The following is a 12,948-nucleotide window of genomic DNA, read 5'->3' as shown; positions in this document are numbered from 1 at the left end:
ACACCGCAACGGCGGACCGCCATGAAAACAAACCTCATTACTTTCCTCTGCCTGCTTTGCCTCGGCGCTTGTTCAGATATGCTGAACGAGCAGCCGCGGGGTGATTATGCCGAAGCGGCGTTTTACCAAACCTCGGCGCAGGCGGTTTTGGCCATCAATGCCGCCTATCAGCCGCTCTCATTTGCGTCGGACAATAACCGGCTGTGGGTCTTTGGCGACGTGGCTTCCGACGATGCGGCGAAGGGCGGCGACCCCGGCGATCAGGCCGACATTGGGCTGGTCGATAATTTCCAGATTTTCCCTAACAATGGCCCTGTAGAGTCGGAATGGGGTGTTTTGTACGAAGGCATCAACCGGGCCAATCTGGTGTTGCAGCGCGTACCGGCCATCAACATGGACGCCACGTTGAAGAACCGGGTGCTGGGCGAGGCGCGGTTTCTGCGGGCATTGAACTACTTCTACCTCGTGAATATCTATGGCGACGTACCCCTGATTCTGGAGCCACTCAACGCCGACAAGTTGCAGGTAACGCAGTCGCCGGTAAGCACGATTTACACGCAGGCCATCGAAGCCGATCTGCTGGTGGCAATCCAGAACCTGCCCGCCGCCCATGCCGGTCCCGACGTGGGGCGGGCCACCAAAGGCGCGGCGCAGGCCCTGCTGGCGAAGGCGTATTTGTACCAGCAAAAGTGGCAACCCGCGCTGGATCAGGCGCAGGCGGTAATCAACGGCGGGCAATATGACCTGCTGCCGGTGTATGCCAACAATTTCCGGGCGGCCTACAAAAACAACCGCGAGTCGGTGTTTGCGGTGCAACACTTGTCGGGGCAGGTACCGTTTCAGGGAAACCGGCTGAACCAGTGGTTTGCGCCCCGTCCCAACGAGAACGGCTATTTCTTCGATGCCCCCACGCCGGGTTTCGTGGCCGAATTTGAACAGACGGCGGCCAAAGTAGCCGACCCCCGCCTTGACTATTCAGTAGGCCGGGCGGGCACGACCTGGCTCAACGGCGAACCCTTCGACCCGCAATGGTCGCCGACGGGGTATCTGAACAAAAAGCACGTGCAGCCGCTGGCCGAAGTCCCCGCCGCCACCAAAGGCGATGGCAATTTGAACTACGTCATGATCCGCTACGCCGATGTGCTGCTGATGGCTGCCGAGGCCCTGACGGAGCTAAATCGGGGAGCTGAGGCCCTGCCCTATCTGAACCGGGTGCGGAAACGCGCCCGCGAAAGCTACCTCAACGACCCTGCCCTTGCCCCCGCCACGGGTGCGCCGGCGGTACCTGCCAATCTGTTGCCCGACGTGGTGAACACCAGTCAGGCCAACCTCCGCGACGCCATCCGGCACGAGCGGCGGGTGGAACTTGGCCTTGAGTTTCACCGCTATTTCGATCTTGTGCGCTACGGTCAGGCCTACGCCGAAGCCGCCCTGCGCGACAAGAATTATTCCTTCGCCAAAAACCGCTACGTGCCCCTCCCCCAGAGTGAGCGCGACACGAATAAGGCGTTGAAGTGAAAGAAGGGAATGTACAATGCATAATGAACAATGTACAATGAACCTCGCGCACAGCGCATTCCGAGCGCGAAGCCCATTGTACATTGTTCATTATACATTGTGCATTCCCTCTCCCCCCTTTTGCAACCATTTTTTCTCAATACATATATGAAAAACAAGTCGATTTCTCTCCAGACGCTACTCAAATCAGTACTGGCTATCTTGCTGCTACTGAGCGTGTTTGAGGCGTGTAAAAAAACGGATGACCCGGTGGTGATTCCTGTTGATAAGTCTAAGTTGAAGGCGCGTATTGACAGCGCCACCGCCATCTACACCGCCGCCGTAGAAGGTGTGCAGGTGGGCAATTACGAAGTGGGGTCGAAGGCTACATTCAAAAATTACATCGACGCGGCTTCTATCGTGAACGGTAACACCGCCGCCACCCAAAGCGACGCGACCAACGCCTATGCCAACCTGGGCGTGGGCATGACCAATTTTGCCGCTAAGCGAGTGCAGGAGATTGCCGCGGCCAACCTGATCCTCTACCTAAAAATGGATGGCAACGCCAACGATGCGTCAGGGAAAGGATTCAACGGCACCTTGAAAGCTGGTGCGCAACCCATGTCTGCGACAGTAACCTCAGGCACAACAACCGCCGCGGTAAGCTGGACGGGTTGGGGTGGTAGCGCCACCAACGTACCGGCGCTGACCAAAGACCGCTACGGTGTCGACGGCAAGGCTTATACCTTCGATAAAGGATCGAACATTGAGATTCCGTATAACTCGGTGCTGAACCCAGCCAAAGAACTTACCGTAGCAATGTGGGTGCGCCCGACCAGAATTTGGGATAATAACTATGTCCTTTCGCTGAACCGCTGGAACGGATATAAATTAAATCTACAAGGGGCCAACAAGGTGTTCATGACGGTAAAAACGGCTCCTGGTAAGATTATTGACAAAGACAATGATTCGCCCACACTCGACGTAAACAAATGGTATCACGTTGCGGTGTCGTACAAGTCTGGTACGATGACCTTCTATCTCAACGGTACACCTGTAAAAACCTGGACCGACGTATCAGGTGACCCGTACGCCGTAAAGAGTAATATCAACATGACTATCGGGCAGGACTTACCATCCAACTTATACAACTTGAGCACAGATAATGATGCTGATGGCAACGTTTTCTATGGCCCTTGGGGTGGCTTCTTCACCGGTGATCTGGACGAGATTCGCATGTACAATGTCGTGCTGAGCGACACGCAGGTGAAGTCGATTTATAACGCGGAGAAGCCGTAACATGAAACCCCACCCCCAGCCCCTCCCCGTTAGGGAGGGGAGCCGCTTCAGCCTGTTGGTCCGCATTGGTACGGTAGTGCGGCTCCCCTCACTAACGGGGAGGGGCTGGGGGTGGGGTTTGCTTTCCGTAATTCTCTTCCTCTCCTGCCAATCGCCTAACCCCACCACCGCCCCTACCCGTCCCCTGGTGCTTTGGTGCTCCAACAATGCGCCAGAGATCACCTTTGCGCGGGAGTTTGTGGGGGCGTGGGGCAAGGCTCGTCCCGATAAACCGCTGCGGTTTCAACCCATACCGGAGGGGCAGTCGAGCGAGGAAATCATCCTGGCGTCGGTGGTGGGCAAAACCACGCCTGACATCTACGCCAACATGTGGCAGGGCAGCGTAGAGATGTACGCCAAAGCGGGCGTGCTGGTACCGCTGGACACGATTCCAGGCTTTCGGACTTTCCTGCAAACACGCTGCGATTCAGCGGTTATGAAGGAAATAACGTCGGCTGACGGGCATATTTATCAGGTGCCGTGGAAGGTGAACCCGATCATGATGCTGGGCAACCGGCAGGCGTTGAGCAACCTCGGCGTGGGCGGTCCACCCTATACGTATGGCAGCTACACACAGGCGGGGCAACGCTTCCGCAAAGACCGCAACGGCGACGGCTACGTGGATCAGTGGATTGGCTATACCGAAGTGAAAGCACTCTGGTATCAGCGACTGTTTAATTTTTACCCGCTCTACCTCGCCGCGTCTGACGGAGCGCCGCTGCTGAAAACTGGTCCCGACGGGCATCAGCGGGCGGCGTTCAACAACGCGGCGGCGGTGGGCGTGTTTCGGTTTTTACAAAACCTCTACAAAAACAATTTCTTTGCCCGCGAACGGCTCTCGGCCACCCGCGACCCGTTTCTCGATCAGCGCATTGCCACCCAGTTTACGGGGCCGTGGCAGGTAAGTTTTTTACAGCGATATGCCGCCCCTGACCTTCAGTACGACTTTTTTCCCATGCCCGTGCCCAATAATCACACGGGACCAGCCTACACCTATGCCGACCCCAAAAACATTGTCATCTTCAACACCTGCCCCGACCCGGTGGCCGCCTGGCAGTTCGTAAAAACCCTCATCGACCGCCCCGGCGATCTGCGACTATTGGAATTAACCGGCCAGTTTCCCCGCCGCAGCACGCTGAACACCGACCCCTTTTTTGCTAGTTATTTGGCCCAGCACCCCAAGCTAAAACCCTTCGCCAAGCAGTCGAAGTACCTGCGCGGCGTAGACAACAGCGAGGTGATTGTGGAGGTGTTCGACATCATTTCGCAGGAGTACGAAGCCTGCGTGATCTACAACCGCAAAACCCCCGAAGCCGCCATTGCCGAAGCTGCGAAGGCCGTGGATGTGCTGCTGGGGAATTAGTGCATGAAGAAACTCACCCCCTACCTCCTTGTCTCGCCGTACCTGCTGCACTTTCTGGTGTTTGTGGCATTTCCGGTTGGGTTTTCGGTGGTGCTCACGTTCCACGACTGGAACATCATTTCGCCGATGAAGTGGGTGGGGCTGGCCAACTACGGGCGGGTGTTCCGGGACCGCGAATTTTGGCAGGCCGTCTGGAATACGCTGCGGTTTCTGGTGGTGCATATACCCCTCCAGATCGCCATAGCCCTGTTTCTGGCCGAACTGCTCAACCGAACCATCCGGGGTGCGGCGTTTTTTCGGGCGGCGTTTTTCCTGCCCGTGATCGTGTCGGGCGTGGTCGTGACCATCCTGTGGCAGCAGTTGTACAGCTTCAACAGCGGCCTGCTCAATCGCGGTTTGGTGGGGCTAGGCCTCGGTCGCGTGGGCTGGCTCGACGACCCCGACGTAGCCATGTATAGCATTGCGGTGATGGCCACCTGGAAGAACGTTGGGCTTTATGTGATCCTGTTTCTGGTGGGTCTGCAAAGCGTGCCGGAGCAGTATTACGAAGCCGCCGACCTGGAAGGGGCTACCACCTGGCAGAAGTTCCGCTACATTACGCTGCCCATCATCAACCCCACGCTCTTCACCGTCGTGGTGCTGTCGACTATCGGCGGATTTTCACTGTTCATCGAACCCTACATCATGACCGAAGGCGGGCCGCTGAACAGTACGCTCTCGGCCGTGATGTACATCTATAAACAGGCTTTCCAGTACTACCACATGGGCTATTCAGCCACCCTCGGCTTCTGCTTTGCGCTCATCATCCTGCTGGTGGTGGTCGTGCAGCGGCGGTATGTGGAGAGGGAGATTTAATGAAGAATGGATGATGGATGTTGGATGTTGGATATTGGCTTCGTTAGCTAGGCCCCTCGACTGCGCTCGGGGTGACAGGCTACTAAAACAAGTGTCCTAGCTTGATTCAAGTTCGTTGTCACCCCGAGCGCAGTCGAGGGGCCTAGCTAACGAAGCCAATATCCAACATCCAATATCCATTAAAAAACATGAAACCTCTCCGCTACATACTCCTTACCCTGGCCGCGCTGACGTTCATTTACCCGTTCGTCTGGATGGTGTCGGCGTCGCTGTCGAGTGAGGCGGGGCTGGGGTCGCTGACGTTGCTACCTATTGGGGCGAGCATCCAGAATTATGTGACCGTCTTCGAGCGCATTCCGCTGGGACGGGCGTTTCTGAACAGCCTGTTTGTGGCCGTGTTCACCACCGGACTCGTGCTTATTTCCGGGGCCATGGTGGGCTACGCGCTGGCCCGGATGACCTTCCGCGGGCGCGACGCCATCTTCTACCTCATCATCTTCACTATGACGCTGCCGTTTCAGATTACGCTGATTCCCAACTACATAACGATGGTAAAACTCGGCTGGGTAGATTCGTGCCTGGCGCTGATCGTGCCGTTTGCGCTCAACTCGCTGTCGGTGCTACTGTTTCGTCAGGCCTTTGCCAGCCTGCCGCAGGCCCTCATCGACGCCGCCCGCATTGACGGGGCCAACGAACTGCGCATTATCTTCCAGATCCTGATTCCGAACATTCTGCCCACGGTGCTGACCATCACGATCTTAACATTTATGGGCCTCTGGAACGAAGCGCTCTGGCCCCTGATCGTGATTCGCGACGAGGCCACCATGACCATGCCGCAACTCGTCACGCTGTTCTCGGTGGGGGGCCGCGCCGATGGGCAGCTGGGCGTCAAGATAGCGGCCGCCGTGCTGTTGGCCCTGCCCATTATCATCCTGTATTTGTTCTTCCAAAAACACTTCATCCGCAGCATGGCGTCATCCGGCATGAAGGACTGAGGGGTCTCAACTATATGAAAAAACTCGTTCTTCTTCTCTTTCTTTCCTCCTTTTCATGCAAAAAGGAGGCACCTGTAACCCCCACGCCGCCCGCAGCGCGGCAGGTGAATACGGCCCACCTGAACAGCCTGTTTCAGACCGTGAAACTGGCATCTAACGGGGTTGAGGTGGGCACGGTGGCCATCTACAGCGAAGCACCTGATTACCGGCTTGTTACCGACGCCGACGAGGGCTTCACCTGCGTAGACGATGTGGCGCGAGCGGCCATTTTCTGGCTGGCCGAACCCGACTTTGCCACCAACACCGACAAGCAGGCCAAACACAAACTGGCTACCGAATTTGTATTGCAGCTACAGGCTCCCGCAGGTGACGCCGGGGCGGGCTATTTCTACAACTTTCTGTGGCCCGACAAAACGATCAATAAGACCTACAAAACCAGTGTGGCCGAAGCTAATTTCTGGTCGTGGCGGGCCTTGTGGGCGTTGTCAGAGGCGTACCCAACGTATCTGAAAAGCGACCCGGCCTTTGCCACCCGAATGCGCACGGCAATGGACCGGGTGGTGGCCAATATGCTCCGTGATTTTGGGTCGAAACCCAAAGACTACACCTTCATCAAAGGCATCACCGTGCCCAAGTGGTTGCCGTTTGGGTCGGGTACGGATCAGGCGGCTATTATGCTGCTGGGGCTAGCCAACTACCAACAAATAGCCCCCAGCGCGGCCAATTTGGCCCTTATTGATCAACTGGCGGCGGGTATATTGGTTATGCAGCAGGGCGACGCAGCCAAGTTTCCATATGGCGCATTTCTGAGTTTCGAGAATGGCTGGCACGCCTACGCCGCCGATCAGGCCTACGCGCTACTACACGTGGGTAAGCAACTCAACAAGCCCGACTGGATCACCGCCGCCCGCAAAGAAATCGACAATTTTTATCCGTATCTGCTCAAAGAAGGTTTCCTGGAATCATTCTCAGTGGAAGCGCGAGACGGGGGAATTGGCCTGCTGCAATCGAACAAATTTCCGCAGATTGCCTACGGCATCCGGCCTATGATCTGGGCCACGATGGAAGCCTACGACCAAACCAAAGACGCCAAATACCTAACCCTGGCAAAGCAACTATATGGCTGGTTTCAGGGCAAAAACGTCGCCAGCATCGTCATGTATGATCCCGCCACCGGCCGCGGCTACGACGGCCTGCTAAGTGGTTCAAGAATCAACCAAAACGCCGGTGCCGAATCCACCATCGAGAGTCTGTGGGCGGCGCAAAAAGTGAAAGAGTGAATGGCTAACGTACAACTCAACCATATTGCCAAAGCCTATGCCGATGGTCCGCGCGTGATTCGTGACGTGACCATCGACGTGAAAGACCGTGAATTTCTGGTGCTGGTGGGGCCAAGCGGCTGCGGCAAATCAACCTTGTTGCGGATGATCGCGGGGCTGGAGGATATCACTGATGGCGACCTGTTGATTGATGGAAAACGGATGAACGACGTGCCGCCCAAAGACCGCGACATTGCCATGGTGTTTCAGAACTACGCCCTGTATCCGCACATGACCGTGTTCGAGAACATGGCCTTCGGGCTAACCCTGCGCAAAATGCCCAAAGCCGAAATAAAACAGCGGGTAGAGCAGGCGGCGCGGATTCTGGAAATAGAACCCCTGTTGCATCGGAAACCAAAAGATATGTCGGGCGGGCAGCGGCAGCGGGTGGCCATTGGGCGGGCCATCGTGCGTGAGCCAAAGGTGTTTTTGTTCGACGAACCGCTTTCCAACCTCGACGCCAAGCTACGTGGGCAGACCCGGATTGAGTTGCAGAAGCTGCACCGGCAACTTAACGCCACCATGATCTACGTCACCCACGATCAGGTAGAGGCCATGACCCTCGGCGACCGGATTGTGGTGCTGCGCAGCGGCGACGTGATGCAGTTCGACACGCCGATAAACCTCTATAACCACCCCGTTAACCTGTTTGTGGCAGGCTTCATCGGCACCCCCCCCATGAACTTCCTGCCCGGCACCATTCGGCAAGATGGCAGCAGTTTATCGTTTGGTAGTCAGGGAAATACATTAACAATTGACCTGATAAACTCGGTGCATTATCAGCGATTACAGGCCTACGTGGGTAAGGGAGTGGTGCTGGGTATCCGGGCCGAACACCTGACCGATGCACCCACGAGCGGAGACCGGCCATTCTTTTCGTCGGAACAATTGCCGTTCGAAGCCATCGAAAACATGGGCAACGAAGCCCTCGGCTACCTCACCATCGAGGGTGTCCGCGTCGTGGCCCGCCTCACGCCCGACCGTGCCGCTGGGCTTTCGGCAACAGATACAGTTAGGCTGTTCTGGGATGTAGACAAGGCGCACTTTTTCGATGCGGAAACGGAGGAGAGGATATACGGGAGTGTGCAGTAGGCAGTGGCTTCGCGCTCTACCCTACCAAACTCTGTCCCGCTACGAAGCCCGTTGTCCAGGCGTTTTGGAAGTTAAAACCGCCCGTAATGCCGTCAACGTCAAGGACTTCACCGGCGAAAAAGAGGCCGGGGTGGGCCAGGCTTTCCAGCGTCTGCGGATCAATAGCACCAAGCGAGATGCCGCCGCAGGTGACAAACTCGTCTTTGAACGTACTCTTGCCCTGCACCGCAAACTGACTGTTACCGATGCGTTCGATCAGGCGGTTTTGGGTCTTGCCGGGAAAATCGGCCCAACGAACACCCTCAACAACCCCGGCGTCGGCGCATAGATATTCCCACAGGCGGGCAGGCAGTCCGAAGGGATTGTAGCTCATTACCTGTTTGCGTGGATTCAGTTGCCGAAGCTCGTTGAACTCGAATTTTAGCTGGTCTTCGTTCCGCTCCGGCACCCAGTTCACACGCAGCGAAAACTGGTAATCCCGGTCAGCCAGTTCACGCGCTGCCCAGGCCGAGAGGCGCAGCACGGCGGGACCGCTGAAGCCCCAGTGCGTAATCAGCAGCGGCCCTTTTTGCGATAGTTTTGTGCCCACCACCTGCACCATCGCCATGGGCACCGATACTCCCGCCAGGGTCAGCAAAGGGTTATTGGGCGTGTTGAATGTAAACAGCGACGGCACCGGGAGCATCAGTGGGTCGGTCTGTTCGGGTAGCCAGCCATAGGACGGGGCCTGCGGATAACCACCCGTTGCCACCAACACCCGATCGGCCATAACCTGCTCACCACCAAACAATTGCATCAGGTATGTTCCATCAATGTGTGGTTCCAACCGCTCAATACCGCTGCTCGTACGCACCTGAATACCCAGTCGACGGGCCGTGCTGAGGAGGCAGTCAATGATCGTTTCGGACGAATCGGTGGTGGGAAACATGCGACCGTCGGCTTCGGTTTTTAGCGGCACACCGCGCTCCTCAAACCAGTCGACGGTATTGACAGCGTCGAAGCGGGTTAGCAGTGGACGAATCCAGGCGTTGCCGCGGGGGTAGTGGGCGGCGAGTTTTTTATGATCGAAACAGGCGTGGGTCACGTTGCAGCGACCGCCCCCCGAAATGCGCACTTTTTGCAGCACCTGGCGGCCTTTTTCATAGATGGTTACGGTGGCCGTAGGGTCGGCTTCAGCAGCGGCAATAGCCCCGAAAAATCCGGCAGCCCCCCCACCCACCACGGCAATGCGAAGCGAAGTCATACCAAGGCAACATCGGCTGGGGTTGGCGGGTTCGGCGGTGGTGCAAGAGTGAAAGAGCGTCTTGCCTTGTCACTCTTTCGCCACCGCTACCCTGACCTGTGTCTCCACAGGCCTACGCCTGCGTCAGCCATTTGGCGCGTAAGCTTACGCACGAGTAGGCCTGTGGAGACACAGGCCAGGGTAGCGGGGTAGCGGGGCTTCGCCCTCTGCTCCTGGCCCGCCGCTCCATGCCTTTTTATCGTAGCTTTGCCCTATGTCTCATCATCCTAAAAAAATTACCCTCCGCAACGGGTTTCGGTTGCGGGGTAACGTGCTCATTTTGTTATTTGGCTTTTTTCTGGTCGGTCTGTTTTTGCATTATAAAGGCCGTACCGAGCCGGTAGTGGCGTTTTGGAATGACGTTCGCGAGTTGCTGGGCATCCGGCGTGGCCATGCCGACCGCAACGAACGCAACCCCTACCAGGCCCCCGAACCTCGTACCGATGAGGCCTCGGAAGATCGCACCGACAAGGCAACCAAACCGACTGACAATGAAGCATCGGCCGATGGGTCAGCCACGGCAGAAAACACGGTTGGTGATGGCTCATCGGGGCAAAAACGCACATCGGGAAAGCTGTTTGACTTTGAAAAGCAGGTAGATTTCATCCTGCCTGCCGGGCTGAGCAATGACCAACTGGTTCGACATGAGGGCTATACGCTGCGGTATGATGAAGACCTGAAAAACCCCGTCTGGGTAGCTTACCCCCTACTAGCCTACGAAATCACCGGCGACGCCGAGCGCGAAGGCAGCAGTTTCATGCCCGACCCCGCCGTAGAAGGCGGCACGGCTTTGCCGTCTGACTACACCCGCTCCGGTTATGACCGTGGGCATCAGGCCCCGGCAGGCGATTTCAAGTTTTCGCAGCGGCTGATGAGTCAGTCGTTTTATATGAGCAACATCTCGCCGCAAGCCCCGCAGTTTAACCGGGGCATCTGGAAACAACTGGAAGAACTGGTGCGCGCCTGGGCCTTGCGCGACGGAGGCCTGTATGTCGTTACCGGCCCCGTGCTACGCGAGGGGTTGCCCACCATTGGCCGCGCCAACGAGGTGGCCGTGCCGGAATACTTTTATAAGGTAATTCTTTACTGCCGCAAAGGCGAGTCGCCCGACATCCGCATGATTGGCTTTCTACTCAAAAACGAACCCTCGCGCGAACGACTGCAAACTTTTGTCGTGCCCGTCGACCAAATTGAGAAAGCCACTGGCATCGACTTTTTCAATAAAATCCCCGACGATCTGGAGCGCCGCCTCGAAAGCCAGTCCCCCGCCGATATGGTGGATAAGTGGTTCTTTTAACAGTGAGCAACCAACACTGTTGGTTGCTCACTGCCACTGCTCACTGTTGGTTGCTCACTGTACGAACTTCGCGGTTATCTCAGCGACGCGTTTTCCCTGAAAGCGCGCGGCAGCAAGGGCGGTGTCGTCGGGTGAAACGGTGCCGTTTTGGCTCGTGAATGATGCACCATACGGATTGCCGGCCTGGAACTGAATAGGATCGGCGTAGGCGGGCGGCACAATCAGGCAACCCCAACTGTAGAAAATATTATTCAGCGCCAGCAGTGTAGATTCATGACCGCCATGGTTTGTAGCCACCGTTACAAACGATGACCCGATCTTATTGTTGAGTTTGCCCTGCCCCCATAGTGGGCCGGTAGTATCAATAAACTGCTTGAGTTGTGCTGATGGCAGTCCGTAGCGCGTGGGCGTACCGAAAATAATAGCGTCGGCCCATTCCAGGTCGGCCAGTGTAGCTTCAATTATGTGCTGTGTCTCGAGGCGATGCTTGCTCCAGCCTTCGTTTGAGGCAATCGCCTCTTCTGGCGCTAACTCTTTCACTTTCAATAGTTTTACTTCAGCACCAGCTTGTTTAGCCCCTTCCTCAATGGCCTTTGCCAGTTGGTAGGTAGTGCCCGTGGCACTGTAGTAAATGATCGCGACCTTTGCCATATCCCTACTTGATTGATTGGTTTAATTATTTTAATTAAATGTAGCTACATGTAATTTTGTTTCAGGGACAACCTTTATTTACCAAAATCCCGATGCTATGGTCTCAAAGAGTATTGACAACCTATTTAGTATAGCATGTAGCCAAAGTTTGGCAACTATTACTATTTTCGCGTAGATTGCAATCGTTCATCCATCCTACTTTTCTACTTATGAAATTCACCGCTACCCTTCTCGCCCTCACGGTCTTACCCGTCTCGCTGGCAATAGCACAAAGTCAGATTGTGGTACCCGACAATACGCCGGTAGCTATCAGCTCAGACAATGGCACCAACGCACTGTATGTAGGGCAGAGTACATCCCTGGCCAATGGTTCATCGGCCAATACTTTTTTGGGTACGCAGTCGGGGCAGGGCACTACGTCGGGTGCCCGCAACACGTTTTTGGGCCTCAAAGCGGGTTTTCCCAACACCACCGGATCGAACAACACGTTCGTGGGTTTCGAGTCGGGCAAGAATAACGTCGACGGCAGCGACAACGTGTTCATGGGCTTCAACGCCGGGCAAAACCTGCGCAACGGGCGCGGCAACAGCGCCATTGGCGTAGGTGCCGGGGCCATTGAGGGCGACGGTGATCAGAATACGTACATCGGTTTCAACGCCAACAGCAGCGGCAAAGGCCTGAGCAACGCCACCGCCATTGGGGCCAACGCCCGCGTCATGACCAGCAATGCCCTGATCCTGGGCAATGGTGCCAACGTGGGCATCGGCAACTCGGCCCCTCAAAGTCTGCTCGAACTGACCGCCCGCTATGAAAACCAAAGCGGTCTGCGCTTCACCCACCTCACGGCCAACTCAGCCGCCCAAACGCAGGTAGCTGAGAAGTTCCTTACGGTGTCGGATAAAGGTGACGTGGTACTGGCTAATAAGCTGACCAGCAACCAGTTGGTGGTGCGTACTGCTTCGGCGAAGGCCTGGGCCGACTATGTGTTTGAGAAGAATTATAACCTGCAACCCCTGGCGCAGGTAGAGCAGTACATTCAGCAACACGGCCACCTGCCCGGCATTCCCGCCGCCGCCGACATGGCCTCAACGGGTGTAGAACTGACTAAACTGCTGACCACGCTGGTGCAGAAAAACGAAGAACTAACCCTGCACCTGATTGCTCAGCAGAAGCAAATCAACGCGCTTCAAAAGCAGCTTGTTGCCAAAAAACGCCGGTAGTTCGCTCAGTCATAGGCCCATTGTGGGTATTGAACAGAA

The 12,948-nt window shown here is 56.3% G+C and carries 11 protein-coding genes; 9 read left to right on the top strand and 2 right to left on the bottom strand.

Translation table 11 applies throughout. The features are described 5' to 3' along the window. Window positions 1-21: 21 nt before the first annotated feature. From J2I48_RS11390 to J2I48_RS11360, 7 genes are all read left to right on the top strand, one after another. Complete coding sequence (locus J2I48_RS11390) at window positions 22-1,518, top strand: RagB/SusD family nutrient uptake outer membrane protein (RefSeq protein ID WP_207335564.1); 1,497 nt, start codon at window positions 22-24, stop codon at window positions 1,516-1,518. 147 nt (window positions 1,519-1,665) lie between these two features. Next, window positions 1,666-2,796, top strand: coding sequence for a LamG domain-containing protein (locus J2I48_RS11385; RefSeq protein WP_207335563.1), 1,131 nt, complete (start codon window positions 1,666-1,668; stop codon window positions 2,794-2,796). A gap of 1 nt (window position 2,797) precedes the next feature. Then, the gene (locus J2I48_RS11380) at window positions 2,798-4,198 is read left to right on the top strand and encodes an ABC transporter substrate-binding protein (protein WP_207335562.1); all 1,401 of its coding nucleotides are present in this window, start codon (window positions 2,798-2,800) and stop codon (window positions 4,196-4,198) included. A gap of 3 nt (window positions 4,199-4,201) precedes the next feature. Continuing rightward, entirely contained in the window at window positions 4,202-5,053 is an 852-nt protein-coding gene (locus J2I48_RS11375) for a carbohydrate ABC transporter permease (RefSeq protein WP_207335561.1), read from the top strand. A 188-nt stretch (window positions 5,054-5,241) separates the two neighbouring features. After that, window positions 5,242-6,048: a carbohydrate ABC transporter permease gene (locus tag J2I48_RS11370; RefSeq protein ID WP_207335560.1), complete on the top strand. Its 807-nt coding sequence runs from the start codon at window positions 5,242-5,244 to the stop codon at window positions 6,046-6,048. A 14-nt stretch (window positions 6,049-6,062) separates the two neighbouring features. Beyond that, entirely contained in the window at window positions 6,063-7,328 is a 1,266-nt protein-coding gene (locus tag J2I48_RS11365) for a hypothetical protein (protein ID WP_207335559.1), read from the top strand. Then, the gene (locus tag J2I48_RS11360; protein ID WP_207335558.1) at window positions 7,329-8,459 is read left to right on the top strand and encodes an ABC transporter ATP-binding protein; all 1,131 of its coding nucleotides are present in this window, start codon (window positions 7,329-7,331) and stop codon (window positions 8,457-8,459) included. Between the two features lie 16 nt (window positions 8,460-8,475). Here the strand turns inward: J2I48_RS11360 and J2I48_RS11355 are convergent, their stop codons facing one another. Next, window positions 8,476-9,702, bottom strand: a complete 1,227-nt coding sequence (locus J2I48_RS11355) for a BaiN/RdsA family NAD(P)/FAD-dependent oxidoreductase (RefSeq protein WP_207335557.1) — start codon at window positions 9,700-9,702, stop codon at window positions 8,476-8,478. Window positions 9,703-9,955: 253 nt separating this feature from the next. Here J2I48_RS11355 and J2I48_RS11350 point away from each other — a divergent pair, with 253 nt between their 5' ends. Beyond that, window positions 9,956-11,038 (top strand): DNA/RNA non-specific endonuclease, encoded by a 1,083-nt coding sequence (locus J2I48_RS11350; RefSeq protein WP_207335556.1) that lies wholly within the window; start codon window positions 9,956-9,958, stop codon window positions 11,036-11,038. Window positions 11,039-11,092: 54 nt separating this feature from the next. On the opposite strand, the gene wrbA is transcribed toward J2I48_RS11350, so the two are convergent. Next, on the bottom strand, window positions 11,093-11,689 hold the full coding sequence (wrbA, locus tag J2I48_RS11345) for an NAD(P)H:quinone oxidoreductase (protein ID WP_207335555.1): 597 nt from the start codon (window positions 11,687-11,689) through the stop codon (window positions 11,093-11,095). Between the two features lie 209 nt (window positions 11,690-11,898). Between wrbA and J2I48_RS11340 the strand changes: the two genes are divergently transcribed. Beyond that, a complete protein-coding gene (locus J2I48_RS11340; RefSeq protein ID WP_207335554.1) occupies window positions 11,899-12,909 on the top strand; it encodes a hypothetical protein in 1,011 nt (336 codons plus the stop codon). Window positions 12,910-12,948: the final 39 nt, after the last annotated feature.

It is taken from the genome of Fibrella aquatilis (genome assembly GCF_017353255.1).
GTDB classification, from domain to species: Bacteria; Bacteroidota; Bacteroidia; order Cytophagales; family Spirosomataceae; genus Fibrella; species Fibrella aquatilis.
The sequence above is the reverse complement of the archived record's forward strand: the minus strand, read 5'-3'. Positions and strand labels throughout refer to the sequence as shown.

Excerpts from the sequence above, each read along its gene's own strand:
- J2I48_RS11390 (WP_207335564.1), top strand. The coding sequence starts at position 22 with ATGAAAACAAACCTCATTACTTTCCTCTGCCTGCTTTGCCTCGGCGCT.
- J2I48_RS11385 (WP_207335563.1), top strand. The coding sequence starts at position 1,666 with ATGAAAAACAAGTCGATTTCTCTCCAGACGCTACTCAAATCAGTACTG.
- J2I48_RS11380 (WP_207335562.1), top strand. The coding sequence starts at position 2,798 with ATGAAACCCCACCCCCAGCCCCTCCCCGTTAGGGAGGGGAGCCGCTTC.
- J2I48_RS11375 (WP_207335561.1), top strand. The coding sequence starts at position 4,202 with ATGAAGAAACTCACCCCCTACCTCCTTGTCTCGCCGTACCTGCTGCAC.
- J2I48_RS11370 (WP_207335560.1), top strand. The coding sequence starts at position 5,242 with ATGAAACCTCTCCGCTACATACTCCTTACCCTGGCCGCGCTGACGTTC.
- J2I48_RS11365 (WP_207335559.1), top strand. The coding sequence starts at position 6,063 with ATGAAAAAACTCGTTCTTCTTCTCTTTCTTTCCTCCTTTTCATGCAAA.
- J2I48_RS11360 (WP_207335558.1), top strand. The coding sequence starts at position 7,329 with ATGGCTAACGTACAACTCAACCATATTGCCAAAGCCTATGCCGATGGT.
- J2I48_RS11355 (WP_207335557.1), bottom strand. The coding sequence starts at position 9,702 with ATGACTTCGCTTCGCATTGCCGTGGTGGGTGGGGGGGCTGCCGGATTT.
- J2I48_RS11350 (WP_207335556.1), top strand. The coding sequence starts at position 9,956 with ATGTCTCATCATCCTAAAAAAATTACCCTCCGCAACGGGTTTCGGTTG.
- wrbA (WP_207335555.1), bottom strand. The coding sequence starts at position 11,689 with ATGGCAAAGGTCGCGATCATTTACTACAGTGCCACGGGCACTACCTAC.
- J2I48_RS11340 (WP_207335554.1), top strand. The coding sequence starts at position 11,899 with ATGAAATTCACCGCTACCCTTCTCGCCCTCACGGTCTTACCCGTCTCG.